The organism is Streptomyces sp. NPDC093591 (genome assembly GCF_044764885.1).
In the GTDB taxonomy this organism is placed as follows: domain Bacteria; phylum Actinomycetota; class Actinomycetes; order Streptomycetales; family Streptomycetaceae; genus Streptomyces.
In genome coordinates, this window is sequence record NZ_JBIWIY010000002.1 from 452752 (window position 1) to 471330 (window position 18579).

Genomic DNA, 18579 nt, shown 5'->3' on the forward strand with positions numbered 1-18579 from the left:
CAGACGGCATGGGGTGTTTTGGCGGGATTTACCCCCCTAGTGCGGGGCCCCGTGTGCGCGAGGGGTGCGTGGGGGGCGGCGCGTGGGGGGTGCGGGGGCTCAGCGTGGAGCGAGACCGTGCAGCGCGTAGTCGACGAGGGTGTCGGTGTACTCGTACGAGATCGGGCCCGTGTGCTGGAGCCAGCGCTGGGCGAGGGGCGAGACGAAGAGTTCGAGCGCGATGCGCGGGTCGAGGTCGGGGCGCATCTGGCCGGCCTCCTGTGCGGAGCGCAGCCGGTCGACGTAGAGCTGGAGGGAGGGTTCGAGGAGCTTGGCCACGTACTCCCGGCCGAGCGGCTCGTTGACCAGCCCCTCCGCGGCGAGGGCGCGGGACGGGGCGGTGAAGCGGGGGTCCTGCAGCTGGTCGACGGTGAGACGCAGTACGGCCTTCAGATCGGCCGCGAGGTCTCCGGTGTCCGGGATGACGTACGGCTCCTGGCCGGCTTCCTGTGCGGCCTGTTCCGCGAGGTCGAGGAACGCCTCCATCAGCACCTCGGCCTTCGACGGCCACCACCGGTAGATCGTCTGCTTGCCGACGCCTGCGCGGGCGGCGATGCCCTCGATGGTGGTCCTCGGGTAGCCGATCTCCCCGACAAGGGCGAGGGCGGCGTCGTAGATGGCCCGGCGGGATCGCTCGCTGCGGCGGGTGGAGTTGGGGGTGGGCTGGCTGGAGCGGGTGGACTGGGCGGACTTCTGGGCTGCCATGGGGCGAATTTATCAGGTTGGCAAGACGGAGCGTCTCGCTCGCCGCGGGGTGTAGCGGGACGCCTGGTTTCTCGCCCCCGCCGCCCCTACCCGTCCCATCCCCAGGGGCTCCGCCCCTTCGACCCCGTTCCCAGGGGGCTCCGCCCCCTGGACCCCCGCTTCGGCCCTTCGGGGCTCGTCCTCAAACGCCGGACGGGCCGGAATGGCTGTGCGGCCCCGTCCTCGAACGCCTGGGCTGGGGATGTGGACGCGTTACCGGCTTGGTGCCGCCGGGGGCCAGGTGTCGCCCCAGGTTGTGTCGCGGGCCGTCTTGTAGAGGTCGCCGTGGCGTTTGGTGACCGTGGTGCGGCGTAGGGAGGGCTCGGTTTCGCACAGGTCGAGGAGTACCTGGCCCTTGCGGATCTGGGGTTTGCGTACGACGCGGGCCGGGGCCGGGGTGACCGGGAGGCGGGTGGCGGCGACGTAGCTGAACTTCTCGTCCTCGTAGGCGAGCGAGCCGCCCTTGATCTGGCGGTGCAGGGAGGAACGGCTGACCCGGGCCGAGAAGTGGCACCAGTCCGTGCCGGGGGCGATGGGGCAGGCGGCGCTGTGCGGGCAGGGGGCGGCGATGTGGAAGCCGGCGGCGATCAGGCGGTCGCGGGCCTCGATGACGCGCGTGTAGCCGTCGGGGGTGCCGGGTTCGACGATCACGACGGTCTGCGCGGCGGACGCGACGGTGTCGAGGAGGGCGGTGCGGTCGTGGGCGGTGAGCTCGTTGAGGACGTAGGAGACGGTGACCAGGTCGGTGGGATCGAGGGTGAGCGCGGAGCCGATCCGGGTGCGCTGCCAGTGGACGTCCTTCAGGGCCGGGTTGGCGGTGGCGATCTCCCGGCCGATGGCGAGGGCGGGCTCGGCCCAGTCGAGCACGGTGACGCTGCGCCTGCCCGGCCAGGTGGCTGTGACCGCCCAGGTCGCGGCGCCGGTGCCGCCGCCTACGTCGGTGTGGCTGGTGGGGGTCCAGTCCGGTACTGCCTCGGCGAACGCCTCCAGTGCGGAGTGGACCGCCGCGAAGGTGGCGGGCATGCGGTAGGCGGCGTAGGCGGCTACGTCGGCGCGGTCGCGGAGGATGGGGGCGTCGGTGGGGGTGGTGCCCCGGTAATTGGCGATCAGCCGGTCGACGGCCTGGGTGGCCTGGCGGGGCGGGAGGCCGTCGAGGAGGGTGGCGAGACTGGTGCGGAGGGCGTCTGCCGGGGATACGGGGGCGTTCACCCGGTGATTCTACGGGGGTGCGCGGCGTCGGGGTGGGCCTCAGTTTTCCTCGCCCCCGCCGCCCCTACCCATTCCCGTCCCCTGGGGGCTGCCGCCCCCAGACCCCCGCCGTCGGCCCTGACGGGCCTCGTCCTCAAACGCCGGACAGGCTGAGTACGTCAGCCCCTCCGGCGTTTGAGGAGCGGGGGTCCAGGGGGCGGAGCCCCCTGGGATGGGACGGGTAGGGGCGGCGGGGGCGAGAAACCCGGTCTCGCTACAGCTCCCGTACCGCCCGCGCCACCCGCGTCCCCGCCCCCGCCCGAGGCCCGCTGTCCGGCGCCCGTCTCCGTGGATGGACCGTGTTCGCCAGCAGCACCACGAACACGTCCGTCACCGGATCCAGCACCAGCGACGTCCCCGTGAACCCGGTGTGCCCCGCCGCCCCCCGCCCCGCCAGCTCCCCCATGAACCACGGCTGGTCGACCGCGAAGCCCAACCCGGGCGGGGTCAGGAGCAGTTCCACGAAGTCGGGGCCGAGGATGCGGGCGGGGCCGTAGGCGCCGCCGGAGAGCAGGGCGCGGCAGAACACCGCGAGGTCGCGGCCGGTCGAGAACAGGCCCGCGTGGCCGGCGACGCCCCCGAGCGCCCACGCGTTCTCGTCGTGGACGGCACCCCGCAGCATCCCCCGGTCCGCCTTGGCCCAGGGACGCCGTTGGTCCTCGGTCGCCGCCGCCCGGGGGCAGGGGCCGAAGTGGGTCGCCGTCATGCCGAGCGGGCGTGTGATGCCGTCGTGGATGAGGACGTCGAGCGTGCGGCTGGTGATGCGTTCCAGGGCGTGCTGGAGCAGGAGGAGGTTCAGGTCCGAGTAGCAGTACGTGCCGGGCACCCCGACCGGCACCTCCGCCCGCAGCCGCTCCAGCCGTTCGGCGTCGTCGGCACAGTCGTACAGCGGGAGTTCGGGGCGCAGCCCCGAGGTGTGGGTGAGCAGCTGGCGCACCGTGACGTCGTGCCGGGCGGCCCCGCGGAAGTCCGGCAGATACGCCCCGATCCGGGCGTCGATGCCGAGCGTGCCGCGTTCGATCTGCTGCACGGCGGCGACGGCGGTGAAGAGTTTGGTGAGGGAGGCCAGGTCGAAGGGCGTGTCCGTGGTCATCGGGATCTGTGCCTCGGGCGGCAGTTCCACCCCGGCGTCCTTCTCCTCGTCGTAGGCGGCGTACCGCACCGCCCAGCCCGCCGCCTCCTCGACGGCGAGGTACGGGCCACGCCCGACGACCAGCACGGTCCCGGCTGCCCAGGGGCGCGGGCCGGTGGTGAGGTCGTGGACCTCTCGGACGAGGTGACGGATCTCCTCGGGGTCGAGTCCGGCCCTTTCCGGCGTGTCCCCGCGCAGTCTCGGCGCGCTCAGTTCTCTGCTCCCTCCGCATCCGTACGTTTGTTCCAGGGACGGCACATTCCCATGAAGCAGGCCAGCGCCACCAGTGCTGCGGCCAGTTGGACGACCGCCATCGGGACGGCGGTGTCCTCCCCCGCGATGCCCACGAGGGGCGAGGCGATCGCGCCGATGAGGAAGGAGGAGGTGCCGAGGAGCGCGGAGGCGGACCCGGCGGCCTGCTTGGTGCGGAGCAGGGCGAGGGCCTGGGTGTTGGGGAGGGTGACGCCCATCGCCGACATCAGGACGAAGAGCGCGGCGGCCACGGGGGCCAGTGAGACCTCGCCGAAGACGCCGAGCGACATCAGCAGCAGCGCCGTCGCCGCCAGGATGACGATCGCCAGGCCCACGCCCAGCACCCGGTCCAGGCTGACCCGCCCCACCAGCACCTTGCCGTTGATCTGGCCGACGATCACCAGGCCGACGGAGTTGAGCCCGAACAGCAGGCTGAAGGTCTGCGGCGAGGCCCCGTAGATCTCCTGGATCACGAAGGGCGACGCCGATATGTAGGCGAAGAGGGCGGCGAAGGCGAAGCCGCCCGCCAGCGTGTACCCGGCGAAGGCCCCGTCGGCGAGCAGGCCCCGCATGGCGCGCAGCGCCTCGCCGACGCCGCCGCTGTGCCGGTCCTGCGGTGGGAGTGTCTCGGGGAGCTTGCGCCAGACGACCCCGGCGAGCAGCACCCCGAGGACCGTGAGCACGACGAACACGCCCCGCCAGTCCGTCACGCGCAGGATCTGGCCGCCGATGAGCGGGGCCACGATCGGGGCGACGCCCGAGATGAGCATGAGGGTCGAGAAGAAGCGGGCCATCGCCACACCGTCGTAGAGGTCGCGTACGACCGCCCGCGCGATCACTATCGCCGCCGCGCCCGCGAGGCCCTGCGCCAGCCGGAAGGCGACCAGGAACTCCACCGTGGGCGCGAGCGCGCAGAGTGCGGTGGCGACGACGTACACCGCCAGGCCCGCGAGCAGCGGGCGCCTGCGGCCCCATCGGTCGCTCATCGGGCCGACCACCAGCTGCCCGAGCGCCATACCGGCCAGGCAGGCGGTGAGCGTGAGCTGGACGGTCGCGGCGGGCGCGTGCAGGGAGCGGGTGACCTCCGGGAGGGCGGGGAGGTACATGTCCATCGCCAGCGGGGGCGTGGCGGTCAGGCCGCCGAGGACGAGGGTGACGAGGAGGCCGGTGCGGCGGAGGGAGCGGGTAGCGGTGGGCTGCTGCCCTGTCTTCCCTGTCTTCCCTGTGTTCCCCGTGTTCGGTATGGCCGACTGCGGCACGTCCTGTGCCCGCCCCCCACGGTCGCCCATGCGCCCCTCCCTCACCGAGTGATCCGCCCTCTATGCTCTCAGCTCGTACGGAGTGCCGAGGGTCACATGAGCGAGGGGCGGGGCCGCGATGGCCGAGCAGGGTGTGCGGTGGGGGATCCTGGCGACCGGCGGGATCGCCGCCGCGTTCACGGCGGATCTGATCGATATACCGGACGCGGAGGTCGTGGCGGTGGCCTCGCGGACCCAGGCCTCGGCTGACGCGTTCGCCGAGCGGTTCGGGATACCGCGGGCGTACGGCGAGTGGAACGCGCTCGCCCAGGACGGCGACATCGATGTCGTGTACGTCGCCACCCCGCACTCGGCACACCGGGCGGCCGCCGGGCTGTGCCTGGAGGCCGGGCACAACGTGCTGTGCGAGAAGGCGTTCACGCTGAACGCGCGGGAGGCCGAGGAACTGGTCGCCCTGGCGAAGGCGCGCGGCAGCTTCCTGATGGAAGCCATGTGGATGTACTGCAATCCGCTCGTCCGGCGGCTCAAGGCGCTGGTGGACGACGGTGCGATCGGTGAAGTTCGCCATGTCCAGGCCGACTTCGGGCTGGCCGGCCCCTTCCCGCCCTCGCATCGGCTGCGGGACCCGGCACAGGGCGGGGGCGCGCTGCTGGACCTCGGCGTGTACCCGGTCTCCTTCGCCCAGCTGCTGCTCGGGGAGCCGTCGGACGTGGCGGCGCGCGCGATGCTGTCGGCGGAGGGCGTCGATCTGCAGACGGGCGCCCTGCTCTCCTGGGACAGCGGCGCCCTCGCCTCGGTGCACTGTTCCATCGTCGGCGGTACGGCGACCTCCGCGTCGGTCACCGGCTCGGGCGGCCGGATCGACGTTCCGAACGGCTTCTTCTTCCCGGACCGTTTCGTCCTGCACCGCGACGGCCGTGACCCCGAGGAGTTCTCGGCCGACCCGGCCGACGGGCCCCGGGGCAGCCTGCGGCACGAGGCCGCCGAGGTGATGCGGGCCCTGCGGGCCGGCGAGACCGAGTCGCCGCTGGTCCCGCTCGACGGCACGCTCGCGGTGATGCGGACGCTCGACGCGGTCCGGGACCGCATCGGCGTCCGCTACCCGGGCGAGGTCCCCGAGGGGGACGTCACGGGCGAAACGGCCGCGCTCACACCGGCGTGAGCCCCGGCTCCCCGGCCTCCGTGACGAAGGACGCGGCCGTCGTGACCGGCGCCCCGGGCGTGGTCACGTACGGCACCGTCTTGAAGTCGGCCCGCGCCTGTTCCTCCCCCAGCGCGACGGTCACATAGCCGCGCCGCCCGTTGTAGAACTTCATGTGCGGGTTGGCCTGCATGTACGTGTCCCAGTTGGCGGGCTTGTCGACGCCGTCCCGGCCGCTGGCGACCGACGTGGCCACGATCTCCGTGCCGAGCGTGGCGGAGTCGGGGTCGTCGAAGTCGTCCTTGATGTCGAAGCCGTACCCGACGTGCACGTCCCCGGTGAGGACCATCAGGTTCTCGATGCCGGCGGCCTTCGCCCCGTCCAGCACGCGGCGCCGGGAGGCGCGGTAGCCGTCCCACGCGTCCATCGAGACCCGTGAGGGCGCGGTGAGGTCGAACTTGCGCTGGGAGAAGGTGACCTGCTGCGGTACGACGTTCCACAGCGCCTTCGACGCGTGCCACCCGTCGAGCAGCCACCGCTCCTGCGTCGCCCCGGTCATCGTGCGCGCCGGGTCGTCGGCGTCGGGGCCGGGGATCTGGGCGCCGTCGCCGTACGCCTGGTTGGAGCGGTACTGCCGGGTGTCCAGTACGTCGAACTGGGCGAGCCGGCCCCAGTGCAGGCGCCGGTAGAGCCGCATGTCGGAGCCGGTGGGCTGCTGGGGGCTGCGCAGGGGCTGGTTCTCCCAGTACGCGCGGTAGGCGGCGGCCCGGCGCAGCAGGAACTCCTCCGGCGGGACGCTGTTCTCGGGGGTGTCGTCGGCGTAGTTGTTCTCGGTCTCGTGGTCGTCCCAGGTGACGACGAAGGGGTGTGCGGCGTGCGCGGCCCTGAGGTCGGGGTCGGACTTGAACAGGGCGTAACGCAGGCGGTAGTCCTCCAGGGTCACCGTCTCGCGGTTGAAGAGCGCGGGGAGCGTGCGGTCGGTGTAGTTGCGGTAGCCGCCGACGGAGTTGACCGCGTACTCGTACAGGTAGTCGCCGAGGTGGAAGACGACGTCCACGTCGTCCTGCGCGAGATGGCGGTACGGCGTGAAGTAGCCGTCGGCGTACGCCTGGCAGGAGACGGCCGCGAGGGTCAGCGAGCTCGCCGTGCCGGCCGTCTCGGGCGCGGTGCGGGTGCGGCCCGTCTCGCTGATCCAGGTGCCGGTGCGGAAGCGGTAGTAGTACACGCGGCCCGCTTCCAGTCGGCCGACCTCGACGTGGACCGTGTGGTGGAACTCGGGGTGCGCGAAGGCGGTGCCGCGTCGGGCGATCCGGCTGAACTTCTCGTCGTGCGCCAGCTCCCAGTGGACGGTGACCCGTTCGGCGGGCATTCCGCCGTCGGGCTCGAACGGGGCGGGGGCCAGGCGGGTCCACAGCAGGACGGAGCCGGGCCGCGGGTCGCCGGAGGCGACGCCGAGGGTGAAGGGGTCGTCGTCGATCCGGCGGGCGTCGAGCTCGGCGGCGCTCGCCGCGCCCGCGGCCGGCAGGTTCACCGCGAAGGCGAGCGCGGCGGCCGCGGCGGTGACGGTCAGGAAGCTGCGGCGGCCGATGTGGCGGGCGGCCGCGCGCAGGTCGGGGGCGTGCTGGGGCGCGTGTCTGGTGATGGTCATCCGGTCCTCCCCTGCCTGATGGATGCATGAGGCATTGGAGTGGCCGGGGACGACACTCGCTTGGCGCGTACACAACACCCGGATGGCGGACGGATGAGTTCCGAATGGCGGACCCTCCCGTACGCTGCGACCCCATGAACGACAGGCAAACGGAGACGAGGACGGACACGAGGATCGCCGTGGTGACCGGGGCGGGCTCCGGCATCGGCCGCGCGGTCGCGGTGGAACTGCTGCGCGCGGGCTGGGCGGTGGCGCTCGCGGGGCGGCGCGTCGAGACACTGGAGGAGACGGCGCGGCTGGCACCCGGCGGCGCCTCTCTCGCCGTACGGACGGACGTGTCACGGCAGGAGGACGTGGCCGCGCTGTTCGCCGCCACCGTGGAGCGGTTCGGGCGGGTGGACCTGCTGTTCAACAACGCGGGGACGTTCGGGCCGGGCGGAGTACCGGTCGAGGAGCTGCCGTACGACGCCTGGCGGCATGTGGTGGACACCAACCTCAACGGGGCGTTCCTGTGCGCGCAGGCGGCGTACCGGCAGATGAAGGAGCAGGACCCGCAGGGCGGCCGGATCATCAACAACGGGTCCATCTCGGCGCACACGCCCCGTCCGCACTCGGTGGCCTACACGGCGACCAAGCACGCGCTGACCGGCCTGACGAAGTCACTGTCGCTGGACGGGCGGCCGTACGGCATCGCCGTCGGCCAGATCGACATCGGCAACGCGGCGACCGACATGACCGCCCGCATGCAGACGGGCGCCCTGCAGGCCGACGGGTCGATGGTGCCCGAGCCGGTGATGGACGTGGCCGACGTGGCACGGACCGTGCGGCACATGGCGGAGCTGCCGTTGGAGGCGAACGTGCAGTTCGCGACGGTGCTGGCGACGGCGATGCCGTACGTGGGGCGGGGCTGAGAAGTCCTCCCGACTCCCCGCGGCCTCCACAACTTGCACAAGCGGAGTCCGAAGTTCCGATACATCAGGGCCGGTCGGCGGCATATGCTCAACCCGTCCTGCACCAGAGCTTCACATTTGGAGCACGCGGCTTCCGCAGGCCACTCCGAGGGGGGAGGCGGCAGCCGTTCCACGATCACCGGGTGGGGGTGGACCTCGCGTGGGACCGCGAGGTACGCACCGGTGCGTGGAACGGCTGCCGCACAGTCCTCACGGTGAGGGTGCTCAGCGACCGAGGATCCGGTCGACCTCGGCCACCTGCTCCGCGGTGAGCGGTCCCTTCGCCATCGCGCCCGCGTTCTGCTCGGCCTGGGCGACGGAACGGAAGCCCGGGATCGGCACGGTGTGCGGGCTGCGGGCCCACAGCCAGGCCAGGGCGCCCTGGCCGAGCGTACGCCCGTCGCTGGTGAGGATTTCTTTCAGCGCGTCGACGCGCCCGACCCACTCCGGGTCGGCGCCGGAGCCGTCCACGAAGCCCCGCAGCCACTGCGGCGGCCGGCTGCGGATGTCCCCGGCCTCCAGGGCCTGCCCGGTCCTGCGCTTGCCGGTCAGCAGGCCCATCGCCAGCGGGCTGCGGTTGATGCTGGCCAGCTCCAGTTCCGCGCACAGGGCGAACATCTCCGGCGCGTCCTGCAGCACATTGGCCATGTGCTGTACGGCCGCACAGTGCTCCCCTCGCGCGAAGACGGCGGCGCGGGACGGGTCGTCGGTGCTCCAGGCGTAGGCGCGGACGAGCCCCTCGCGCACGAACTCCTCGCAGGTGTCGCGGAGTTCGGCGGCGCGCTCCGGGTCGGCGTCGGACAGGTGCAGCTGGTAGAGGTCGACGTAGTCGGTGTCCAGGCGCTTGAGCGAAGCGGTCAGCGCCCGGCGGGCGTACCCCACGCTGTCGTCGGCGCCGGTCAGGGTGCGGCTCTCCTCGTCGAAGACGTTGCCCCACTTGGTGGCGACGACGACCTCGGCGCGGTGCTTGCCGAGGGCGCGGCCGAGGACGCGTTCGCTGTGGCCGGCGCCGTAGGTGTCCGCGGTGTCGAAGAAGGTGACGCCGAGGTCGAGGGCGCGCCGGATCGCCCGTACCGACTCGTCGTCGTCCACCTTGCCCCAGCCGAGGGGCTGTCCGTCCGCGGCCTGCCACTCACCGCCGATGGCCCAGCAGCCGAAGCCGAGAGCGCTCACCTCGATGCCGGTCCGTCCCAAAGTCCTCATGGTCTCCATGACGGGGGACGCTAGGGGTTGGAGTGCGCACGAAGGCAAGCCCTCGGGTGGACTCCTTGAAGGCGATTACGCCTGCCCGGTCTCGAAACGGGAGATCCTGCCGTCGTCCTCGACCTCGAAGTGCCACCGCGTGCGCATCTCGCCCCAGGTGTCGTTGCGGTAGTGGGTGAGGAGGTCGCGGCCGTGGTTGGACTCGTTGTCGACCTCCATGTGGCCGTTGGAGGAGAAGATCTCCCGGTCGATCCAGTCGGCGAGGTCGCGGTCGGTGCCGTCGTCCGCCATGGTCGCGCCGGGCGCGAGGATGCTCAGGAAGCCCTCGCGGTCGTGGGCGTTGACGGCGGTGACGAAGGCGCGGACGGCGGGGTCGCTGAGTTTGGACGTCTGAATCGTCATGACGGTCAGCCTCACACCGGCCCCGTCGGCCCGCCACCCGAACGGCGGCCCGGGCAGGCCGACCGGGTGTCGTCGGTGCGACGGTGGATACGCGGGAGGGGTCCTGTTCCTGCTGTCTGCTCCGGGAGTCACTGTGAGTGCTTACGACCGACGTGATCTGGGCCTGCTGTTGCTCCGGCTGGGCGCCGGCGGAGTGCTGGCCGCGCACGGTACGCAGAAGCTGTTCGGCTGGTTCGGCGGGCACGGCATCGAGGGGACCGGCCAGTTCATGGAGTCGGTCGGCTACCGGCCGGGCAAGGCGAGCGCGACGGCGGCGGGCCTCGCGGAGACCGGCGGCGGCACTCTGCTGGCGCTGGGGCTCGCGACGCCCGGGGCGGGGGCGGCGGCGGCCGGTGCGATGGCGGGGGCGTCCGCGGTGCACGCCCCCAACGGCTTCTTCAACCAGGAGGGCGGCTACGAGTACGCGGCCACCCTCGCCCTGGCCGCGACCGGCCTCGCCATCGCGGGCCCCGGCCGGCTCTCCCTCGACCACGCCCTCGGCCATGTCCTCGACCGCGGCTGGATGGTTCCTACGGCACTGGCGGCGACGGCCGCGGTGACGGCGCTGGTGGTGGGGGTGCGGAACAAGAGGCTGGACAGGGCGGAGAAGGAGGAGGGGGCGGGACTCTTCGACGAACAGGAGGCGCTGTTCGGGGAGTAGGCGGGTTCCTCACCGCCGACCGCCGAACTCCCAGTCATGGACCTCGATGTCGGCAGCAGTGCGGCCGTACCCAGCCAGGCGGCGCCGTCGTCGGACAGCAGGGGCCCGTACGCGATCAGTTCGTCCCGGTCGGCCGGCACGGCGAGGTCGGCGGGCTGTCCCGCGCAACAGACTTTCCCGGCCCATCGAGGTGGATGCCGCTGTGCCAAGCTGCCCGCATGACTGATCAGGCCGCCCCCTCCGACGCCTTCGCCGAAACCGCCGCCGGTGCCACCGCCGACCTTTGGGCGTCCATCGACGACCTGTGGACCTGGCTCGACACCGACCGGCCGGACGGCGGCAAGGAGGGCATGCTGCTGCGCATGCTGAAGCTGTCGGAGGAGGTCGGCGAGGTCGCCGAGGCGGTGATCGGGGCGACCGGTCAGAACCCGCGCAAGGGCGTCACCCACACGTGGGAGGACGTGCAGGGCGAGCTCTGCGACGTGGCGATCACCGCGTTGGTGGCCTTGCGCACCCTGACCCCCGACACCCGCGAGGTCTTCACCCGGCATCTGGCCCGGGTGAAGGAGCGCTCGCTGGGTTCCGCGTCCTAGGTCCTGTCGTAGCGGGGCTCGAGCCTGAGCACCGTCCCCTCCCCGTTCGCCGACAGCAGCAGCGAACCGTCCGGTCCGGCCGACAGTCCCGCGAACCGGCGGGCCATGCCCGGCATGCCGTTCGCGAAGAGGGCGGGCTCCGTACGCGGTACGACCCCGGGCGGCGGTCCGACGGGCAGGTCCTCGGCGTCGACGCGGCGCTCCCCCGTCGTCAGGGACACCGCCCGCAGCCGGCGCCGGCCGGTCTCCACCGTGAACAGGTCGTCGCCCAGGACCGCGAGCCCCTGCGGCGCGTCGAGCCCGTCCACGACGACCGTCGGCGGCCCGTCCGCCTCGATCCGCAGCACCGCGCCGAGCCGCTCGTCGCTGACGTAGCAGCGGCCCTCGGCGTCGAAGGCCACGTCCACGGGCCGGTCCAGCCCGTCCGCGAGCACGGTGACAGCATCTGCCTCGTCGACGGCCACGACGCGCCCCGCGTCCGACTCGGCGACGACCAGCGAGCCGTCCGGCGCGACCGTGATGCCGAGCGGCCGCCGCAGTCCACCGGCCCGTACCCGCGCGGTCCCGGTCTCCGGGTCGTACGTCTGGACCTGCCCGAACTGCGAGGTGAGGTGCAGGAGTTCGCCGTCGGACATGATGCCGTGCGCGAAGTGCAGCAAGGAGTGCGTGGTGACGCCGCCCTCCGGTGAGGGTTCGGGGCGTGCGACGCGGTAGTGGTCGGCGGCGTACACCCTGCCGCCCAGGTCGATGGTCACGCCGTAGGGTCCGTCGAGGCCGCGCGGCACGATCTCGCGGGTGCGGCCGTCGGGGTGCATCTCGGTGACGCCGCCGCTGGAGTAGCTGGAGACGAACATGCGGTTCTCGGCGTCGAAGGCCGCGTTGTCGAGCCCTACGACGCCGCTGGTGACCAGGGTCCGCGAGCCGCTGCCGTGCAGGTCGATACGGGTGACGATGCCCTCCGGGCCCCGGGACAGCACATGCAGCACCCCGCCCTGGTCGAACCGCACGGCGACCGGCTGATGGACGTCGTCCGCGACCACCTCGGGCGTGCCCCCGTCCGGCGGGATCCGCCAGACCTGGCCGGTGAGCATGGGGTTCTCGCCGCTCATCATGTGCGGGTAGTAGAGGTGGCCGTCCGGGCCGCGCTGCATCGCGTTGCCGAGGGCGAGGCCGGTGGTGAGGACCACGGGGTCACGGCTCCCGCGCCCGTCGGGGAAGAGCTCCAGCAGGCGGCCGTCGGGCTTCATCTCGTTCACGAACAGCCGGTCGCCGATGCAGGTGATGCCGTTGGGGTTGTCGACGTCGCCCGAGACGAGCGTGTACGTCCCCTCCGGGCTGCGGCGCCACACCCGCCCCGGCACCAGGTCGGCGATGTACATCGAGCCGTCCGCCCCGAAGGCGAGGTCGTCCGGCGACTGCACGGGGCTGTCCATCGGTACGACCACCTCGACGTCCCCGGTCGCCGGGTCGACGGCGCTGATCTGCCCGGCGAGGAACTGGGCGACGTAGAGCCGCCCGTCGGGACCGAACGCGACGCCGTTGGAACCCCACAGCCGACTGGGCGGGTTGAGCCGCTCGAACGCCCAACGGGCGCTGGAGACACGGCGATAGCCCGTCGCGTCGTACCTGCTCGGCTCGCTCGATTCGCGCGGTTCTCTCGGTTCTCTCGGTTCCATGGCAGCGTTCACCCCTCGCTCTCCACCAGCACCTCGCGCATGCCGCCTTCGGACCGCCAGCGCCGCAGCAGCTCGTGGAAGGCGACCGGCCCGTCGCCGTACGACTCGCTGCGCTCCCTCGGGCTGCCCTCGTTGTTGTAGTAGCCGGGGGTGCACTCGGCCTGGAACCTGTAGAGGTCGGCCGCCTTCTGACGGATCGTCGCCACCCAGGCGTCCTGGGCCTCGGCGGTCGGCTCGACGTACCGCGCCCGCCGCCCCCGCGCCTCGGCGACGACCTCGGCGACGTGCGTGGCCTGTTCGTCGAGGATGTGGACGAAGTTGACGGCGGCGGCGTTCTGCATGGAGCCGAGCAGGAAGAGGTTGGGGAAGCCGCGGGTGGTGAACCCGTGCAGCGTCTTGAGGCCCTTGGTCATCCAGGTCTCCAGCAGCCCGGCGCCGCCCCGCCCGTACACCGGGAGCTTCCCGGACAGTACGCCCGACCTGCCGACGTCGAAGCCGGTCGCGAAGATGATGCAGTCGACCTCGTACTCCACACCGCCCACCACGACGGCGTTCTCGGTGATCCGCTCGACGCCGTGGGTGTCGGCGGTGTCGACGAGGGTGACGTGGGGCCGGTTGAAGGTCTGCAGGTAGCTGTCGCTGAACGTGGGCCGCTTGCACATGTAGCGGTACCAGGGCTTGAGCTTCTCGGCGGTCGCCGGGTCCTCGACGATCGTCTCGACACGGGTGCGCAGCTCGTTCATCTTCTGGAAGTCGGCGATCTCGTAGGCGAGTTCGCGCTCCTCGGCCGGGACGTCCGCGTAGGCGTTGGTCGGGATGAGTTTCTCCTGGAGCCGGGCGCTGGACGTCCAGGCGTCGTTGACCAGGTCCTCGTCCACCCGGACGCCGGTGACCACCTTGAGGAAGTTCTCCATGCGCTGCCGCTGCCACCCCGGCTTCAGCGACTTCGCCCACTCGGGGTCGGTGGGCCGGTTGCCGCGTACGTCGACGGAGGACGGGGTGCGCTGGAAGACGTACACCCGCGCCGCGTCCTCCCCGAGGTGCGGCAGGACCTGGATGGCGGTGGCGCCGGTGCCGATGAGGGCGACGCGCTTGTCGGCGAGGCCGGTCAGGCCGCCGGTCGCGTCGCCGCCGGTGTAGGCGTAGTCCCAGCGGCTGGTGTGGAAGGTGTGCCCGCGGAAGGTCTCGATGCCGGGGATGCCGGGGAGTTTGGCCTGGCTGAGGGTGCCGCTGGAGACGACGACGTACCGGGCCCGCGTCTCGTCGCCGCGGTCGGTGCGGACGATCCACTCCGACTCGCCCTCGTCCCAGCGGAGTTCGGTGACCCCGGTCTGGAAACAGGCGTGGTCGTAGAGGCCGAAGTGCCGGGCGATGGCCCGGGCGTGCTGCCGGATCTCCTCGCCCGGCGCGTACTTCCACTCCGGGACGTAGCCGAGCTCTTCGAGCAGCGGCAGGTAGATGTAGGACTCGATGTCGCAGTGGATGCCCGGGTACCGGTTCCAGTACCAGGTGCCGCCGAAGTCCCCACCCTGCTCGATGACCCGGATCTCCTGGACACCGGCCTGCCGCAGCCGCGCCCCGGCGAGCAGCCCGCCGAAGCCGCCGCCCACGACCACGGCCTCGACCCGGTCGTACAGCGGCTCTCTCGTGAACTCCCGGTCGGCGTACGGGTCTTGGTCGTCGACGCCGGACGCGGCGGCGAGGTGCCGGTACTGGGCGCCGCCGTCGGGGCGGATCCGGCGGTCGCGCTCGGCGCGGTACTTGGCGCGCAGGGCTTCGGGGTCGAAGTCCAGGTCCATGGGCGTGCTCTCCTCGGTCGTGGGGCCGGCCGGGGGAGGGCCGGGACAGGGGAAGTCGGGGGCCCAGTCAAGCGAACCGGGCTGACAGCTCCCAGACATATCCCGGACATGCGGCCTGTGTGACCCAGGCCATATTTACGGCCGTGTCGCCCGGCCCAGCCAGTAGCCGAAGCCCCGCCGGGTGTGGATCAGCGCCGCCTGTTCGCCGTTCACCTTGCGGCGCAGCCGTGAGACGAGCCGCTCGATCGCGCCGTCGGTGGGCGGGTCGTCCCAGACGTGCCGCCCGATCTGCTCCTTGGACAGCACGCGTTCGGCGTTCACCAGCAGGCAGCGCAGCAGGCGGTACTCGGCGGGCGTGAGCTCGATGGTGCGCTCACCGCGCCGTGCCCGGCGGGTGGCGTGGTCCAGCAGGAGGTCGCCGTAGCGCAGTGCGCCGTCCCATCCGGCGGGCTCCGCGTGCCGCACCAACTGCCGTGCGCGGGCGAGGACTTCGGCGACTCGGCCCGATGCCGCGCCGCCCCCTTGGCCGTCGGCGCCGGGGCCGCCGCCGGGGAGACTGCCCAGGAACTCCCCGCTCCCCGTGACCAGCAGGACGGCCGGGCGGTCGGGGGCGAGGAGACGGCGACTGTGCCTGAGCGACTCGGTGTCCGGCAGGGTGACATCGAGGATGACCAGATCGAACCGGCGCTCGGTGAGCCGGACGGTGGCCTCGGTGGCGCGGTCCACCGCGACGGTCCGGTAACCGGCGAGCTCCAGCATCGCCGACAGCGGCTCGGAGGTACGGGGATCACCGGCGACGAGCAGGACATCCGGTACCGCGTCGGTCGACGGCGGCTTCGGCATACGGCCACTTTACCTGCGGGTTGCCTGCGGCGAGGAGGCGCGGACGCCCCCTCGCCGCGTCAGGTCCAGGGCGTGGCCACGAGCCGGATCCGCGCGTCACGGCCGACGAGTGGTGCGGCGGTGGTGGGCAGTTCGATGTGCGCGACCCAGCGGCCGGGGGTGGGGTCCTCGTCGATCCGCGGCTCTCCGGCGGTGCGGTGGTCGCGGATGGCGCCCTCGATGTCCGAGTTCCAGGCGGCCCAGATACCGGGGCCGGCCTCCGGTGTGCCGACGTCGATGACGAGGCTGTCGGCGAAGTCGGCGGACTGCTCCACGTGGTCGCCGAACCGGAGGATGCCGTGCCGCTCCCGCAGGGAGAGGAGCCGCAGGTGGAGGATGAACCGCATCGGCTCGTCCGCCGACCTGCGCAGCCCGCTGTTGAGGAAGGTCGTCGCCAGCGGCACCGACGCCTCCTGCCCGTCCTGGGCCGTGTCGAGCTGGATCGGGCACCAGTGGGCGGCGAGCCGCTCGTGCATCACCACGGGCAGCCCGCGCACCGACAGCCAGGCCTCGGCCTGCCATACGACGTCCTCGTCGCCGGACAGCCGGTAGTCGACCAGCGACGCCTCGATCCGGGTGTCGCCGAACAGGAACCGCCGCAGGTTCTGGTAGCCCTCCTCGGAGTTGACCATGCCGTAGCGCCCGCTGTGGCTGCGGTGCACGAAGGCCCGTTGCGCGCCGGGCACATACGCCCGCTCGATCTGCACGAGCCCGTCGCTGTGCGGCCCGACGGCGGCGGAGGACAGCCCGAGGGCGACGTCGTAGTCCGCCGGGTTGGTCCCCACCAGGCAGAAGACCCGCTCGACGGGAAGCGTCCCCGGCCCCGTGGGCATCACGCGGGCGTCCCAGTCGGCGGGCGGGCCGTCGGGGTCCAGGTCGGCCCGCGGGGTGAGGTATTCGTACATCCGCCGGGGGCCGAAGATGTCGGCGCCCTGGATGCCGAGCGTGTCCCGGATCCGCTCCACCCATCCGCCGCCGACGTCGAAGGTGATGCCGCCGTGCGGGGTGCCGTAGGTGAAGAGCTTGGCGACGCAGTCGGTGGCGGCGCGGCCCCGGTCCGGCAGGATCTTCTGCAGCAGGCAGCGGCAGATCAGTCCGCCCATGGAGTGGGCCACGAGGATCACGGCGGGCGCGCCGGTCTTCTCGCGCAGCCGGTCGACGAGGTCCAGCAGGTCGGCGGCGGCGTGCTCCAGCCGGTACTCCTGCGGGCTGCCGCCCCAGGTGGTCGCCGAGCGGTCGTAGAAGCGGTGGATCCAGATGGTCCGGGCGGGGACCTCCGCGTGGTCGGCGAGATAGACCTCCTGGTCCCCCTTCACGAGCAGTTCGTAGCCCTCCTCCCGCAGCAGGCGCAGCAGCGGGCTCTCGAACTGGTGGAAGCGCGGCTGGTTGTCCGCGCCCACGCGGACGTGCACGGAGCCCTCGTTGAAGCCGTAGAAGGGGTCGTCCACGGCCTTGTCGATCCCTCGGGTCCCGCCGGCGAAGCCACGGACGTAGACGAGGGGCAGTTTGCGGGTGTCGTCCACGTCTTGCCTCCAGAGCACGGCGGTCCATTCCTCCTGAGTAGGGCAAGCGCGGGAGTCCGGCCTCCGGTGGTAGGCCGAACGGTGATGGGCCGGGGGCCTGCGGTCTCGGGTCGGCGCTGTCACCCGTGGGGAGCAACTTGCCTGGTCGGCGGGGAGCGGTCGTGCCGTACTGGAAGTGCACGAGGGAGGTCAGGGAGGGCGGACGGGATGTGGGACACGGGGAAGGCCCGGCGGTTCTCCATGGCGCGCCCGCCTCATCGCTCCGGCGGCCGGGGCAATCTCGGGGCCTGGCGCGAGCTTCCGCTGACGGCGATCGCACGGATGAGGACTCAGCTCGCGAAAGAGGAACGCCGTGCCGTGGACGACGCCGACGGGCGACGGCAGGCCGTGCTCGACGGGGTGAAAGGGCATCTCCAGCAAGCCGAGGAAGCCTGCCTGAACGCCTCGCGGTTCCGGCCCAGATCCGGCACCCTCGAACGCGCCTGGTCGAACATCCGCGCCGCCGAGGCCGATCTGCTCTCCCTCGCCTCCGACGACGAGGTCCGTGCGCGAACCCCCGAAGTCCTGGGCATCGTGCGCCGGCACCTGCCGGAGGACAGTCCCCAGCGGCAGGCGGTCGAGGAGATCGCCGAGAAGACGGAAGCCGGCGACGAGCCACTCACCGACCAGGAGCGGAGCGCCCTGGTCCGGGCCCTCGGCTTCGCCCACGCTGCCCTCGGCGGCAAGTACCGGCGGGTGCGCGTGCTGGCCGACCTCCTCTGGATCGTCACGGGGGCGGCGACGCTGGGCCTGGTAGCGCTGGCGTTGTGGGGCTACTGGGACAAGGAGTCCCTGGATCTGTGCTTCCGCCCCCAGCCGCCCGGGAACCGGGTCGTCTGCCCCACCGGCGAGAAGGAGGTGCCCCCCGAGGGCCTGCCTCCGGCGGCCGAGGCTCCCGCCCCCACCGATGTCGTCACCGGCAGGTTCTCCAACAGCCTGGACGTCCTGACCGTGGAGTTCGCGGGGCTCATCGGAGCGGCCCTGACGGTGGTCGCGGCGGTGCACCACCTCCATGTGAACCAGGCCACGCAGTACAAGTTCCGCCTGCCGCTCGCCACGGCCGTGCTGAAGTTCCCCGTGGGCGCGCTGTCCGCCGTCGCCGGAATCCTGCTCATCAAAGGGGCCTTCGTACCGGGCCTGAGCGACCTCGACAGCTCCGCGCAGATCCTCGGCTGGTCGGTCGTCTTCGGGGCGGCCCAGCACCTGGTCACTCACATCGTCGACCAGCGGGCGGAGGAGGCGCTGAGCGGCGTACGCAGACCGCCCTAGCGGCACGTCCGGAAAACCCGCGACGGATCGCCCTTCCCGGTGCGTAGAGCAGACGACAGACAGCCGTCTGCAGGGAGGGG

Annotated in this window: 16 protein-coding genes; 5 read left to right on the forward strand and 11 right to left on the reverse strand. The window is 72.2% G+C overall.

Annotation, left to right across the window (positions count from 1 at the left end; all coding sequences use genetic code 11):
* Positions 1 to 99 precede the first annotated feature (99 nt).
* The 4 genes from ACIREI_RS05425 to ACIREI_RS05440 form a co-directional block, all read right to left on the reverse strand.
* Complete coding sequence (locus tag ACIREI_RS05425) at positions 100 to 744, reverse strand: TetR/AcrR family transcriptional regulator (protein WP_403327586.1); 645 nt, start codon at positions 742 to 744, stop codon at positions 100 to 102.
* Between the two features lie 252 nt (positions 745 to 996).
* Positions 997 to 1992 (reverse strand): small ribosomal subunit Rsm22 family protein, encoded by a 996-nt coding sequence (locus tag ACIREI_RS05430; RefSeq protein WP_403327588.1) that lies wholly within the window; start codon positions 1990 to 1992, stop codon positions 997 to 999.
* 253 nt (positions 1993 to 2245) lie between these two features.
* Complete coding sequence (locus tag ACIREI_RS05435) at positions 2246 to 3421, reverse strand: serine hydrolase domain-containing protein (protein ID WP_403327590.1); 1176 nt, start codon at positions 3419 to 3421, stop codon at positions 2246 to 2248.
* Complete coding sequence (locus tag ACIREI_RS05440) at positions 3373 to 4704, reverse strand: multidrug effflux MFS transporter (protein ID WP_403327592.1); 1332 nt, start codon at positions 4702 to 4704, stop codon at positions 3373 to 3375. The genes ACIREI_RS05435 and ACIREI_RS05440 overlap by 49 nt, the downstream gene beginning before the upstream one ends.
* 88 nt (positions 4705 to 4792) lie before the next feature.
* Here ACIREI_RS05440 and ACIREI_RS05445 point away from each other — a divergent pair, with 88 nt between their 5' ends.
* Positions 4793 to 5836: a Gfo/Idh/MocA family protein gene (locus ACIREI_RS05445; RefSeq protein ID WP_403327593.1), complete on the forward strand. Its 1044-nt coding sequence runs from the start codon at positions 4793 to 4795 to the stop codon at positions 5834 to 5836.
* Here ACIREI_RS05445 and ACIREI_RS05450 read toward each other — a convergent pair.
* The gene (locus ACIREI_RS05450) at positions 5823 to 7463 is read right to left on the reverse strand and encodes an alkaline phosphatase D family protein (RefSeq protein ID WP_403327595.1); all 1641 of its coding nucleotides are present in this window, start codon (positions 7461 to 7463) and stop codon (positions 5823 to 5825) included. The genes ACIREI_RS05445 and ACIREI_RS05450 overlap by 14 nt on opposite strands.
* 134 nt (positions 7464 to 7597) lie before the next feature.
* Here ACIREI_RS05450 and ACIREI_RS05455 point away from each other — a divergent pair, with 134 nt between their 5' ends.
* Positions 7598 to 8374 (forward strand): SDR family oxidoreductase, encoded by a 777-nt coding sequence (locus ACIREI_RS05455; RefSeq protein WP_403327597.1) that lies wholly within the window; start codon positions 7598 to 7600, stop codon positions 8372 to 8374.
* A gap of 264 nt (positions 8375 to 8638) precedes the next feature.
* On the opposite strand, the gene ACIREI_RS05460 is transcribed toward ACIREI_RS05455, so the two are convergent.
* Together ACIREI_RS05460 and ACIREI_RS05465 are read right to left on the reverse strand one after the other, a co-directional pair.
* A complete protein-coding gene (locus tag ACIREI_RS05460) occupies positions 8639 to 9625 on the reverse strand; it encodes an aldo/keto reductase (protein WP_403327599.1) in 987 nt (328 codons plus the stop codon).
* Between the two features lie 66 nt (positions 9626 to 9691).
* On the reverse strand, positions 9692 to 10018 hold the full coding sequence (locus tag ACIREI_RS05465) for a nuclear transport factor 2 family protein (protein WP_403327601.1): 327 nt from the start codon (positions 10016 to 10018) through the stop codon (positions 9692 to 9694).
* A gap of 133 nt (positions 10019 to 10151) precedes the next feature.
* Here ACIREI_RS05465 and ACIREI_RS05470 point away from each other — a divergent pair, with 133 nt between their 5' ends.
* Together ACIREI_RS05470 and ACIREI_RS05475 are read left to right on the forward strand one after the other, a co-directional pair.
* Complete coding sequence (locus ACIREI_RS05470) at positions 10152 to 10718, forward strand: DoxX family membrane protein (RefSeq protein ID WP_403327603.1); 567 nt, start codon at positions 10152 to 10154, stop codon at positions 10716 to 10718.
* 218 nt (positions 10719 to 10936) lie between these two features.
* Complete coding sequence (locus tag ACIREI_RS05475; protein ID WP_403327605.1) at positions 10937 to 11311, forward strand: MazG-like family protein; 375 nt, start codon at positions 10937 to 10939, stop codon at positions 11309 to 11311.
* Here the strand turns inward: ACIREI_RS05475 and ACIREI_RS05480 are convergent.
* The 4 genes from ACIREI_RS05480 to ACIREI_RS05495 all read right to left on the reverse strand — a co-directional run bounded on the left by ACIREI_RS05480 (position 11308) and on the right by ACIREI_RS05495 (position 17209).
* Positions 11308 to 12987 carry a hypothetical protein gene (locus ACIREI_RS05480; RefSeq protein ID WP_403327607.1) on the reverse strand — a complete coding sequence of 560 codons (1680 nt, stop codon included), beginning with the start codon at positions 12985 to 12987 and terminating at the stop codon, positions 11308 to 11310. The two genes, ACIREI_RS05475 and ACIREI_RS05480, sit on opposite strands and share 4 nt — an antisense overlap.
* Before the next feature lie 8 nt (positions 12988 to 12995).
* Positions 12996 to 14786, reverse strand: a complete 1791-nt coding sequence (locus ACIREI_RS05485; protein WP_403327609.1) for a flavin-containing monooxygenase — start codon at positions 14784 to 14786, stop codon at positions 12996 to 12998.
* Positions 14787 to 14921: 135 nt separating this feature from the next.
* Complete coding sequence (locus tag ACIREI_RS05490) at positions 14922 to 15629, reverse strand: response regulator transcription factor (protein ID WP_403327611.1); 708 nt, start codon at positions 15627 to 15629, stop codon at positions 14922 to 14924.
* A 59-nt stretch (positions 15630 to 15688) separates the two neighbouring features.
* Positions 15689 to 17209 carry an esterase/lipase family protein gene (locus tag ACIREI_RS05495; RefSeq protein WP_403327613.1) on the reverse strand — a complete coding sequence of 507 codons (1521 nt, stop codon included), beginning with the start codon at positions 17207 to 17209 and terminating at the stop codon, positions 15689 to 15691.
* Between the two features lie 303 nt (positions 17210 to 17512).
* Here ACIREI_RS05495 and ACIREI_RS05500 point away from each other — a divergent pair, with 303 nt between their 5' ends.
* Positions 17513 to 18499 carry a hypothetical protein gene (locus ACIREI_RS05500; protein WP_403327615.1) on the forward strand — a complete coding sequence of 329 codons (987 nt, stop codon included), beginning with the start codon at positions 17513 to 17515 and terminating at the stop codon, positions 18497 to 18499.
* The last annotated feature ends 80 nt before the right edge of the window (positions 18500 to 18579 follow it).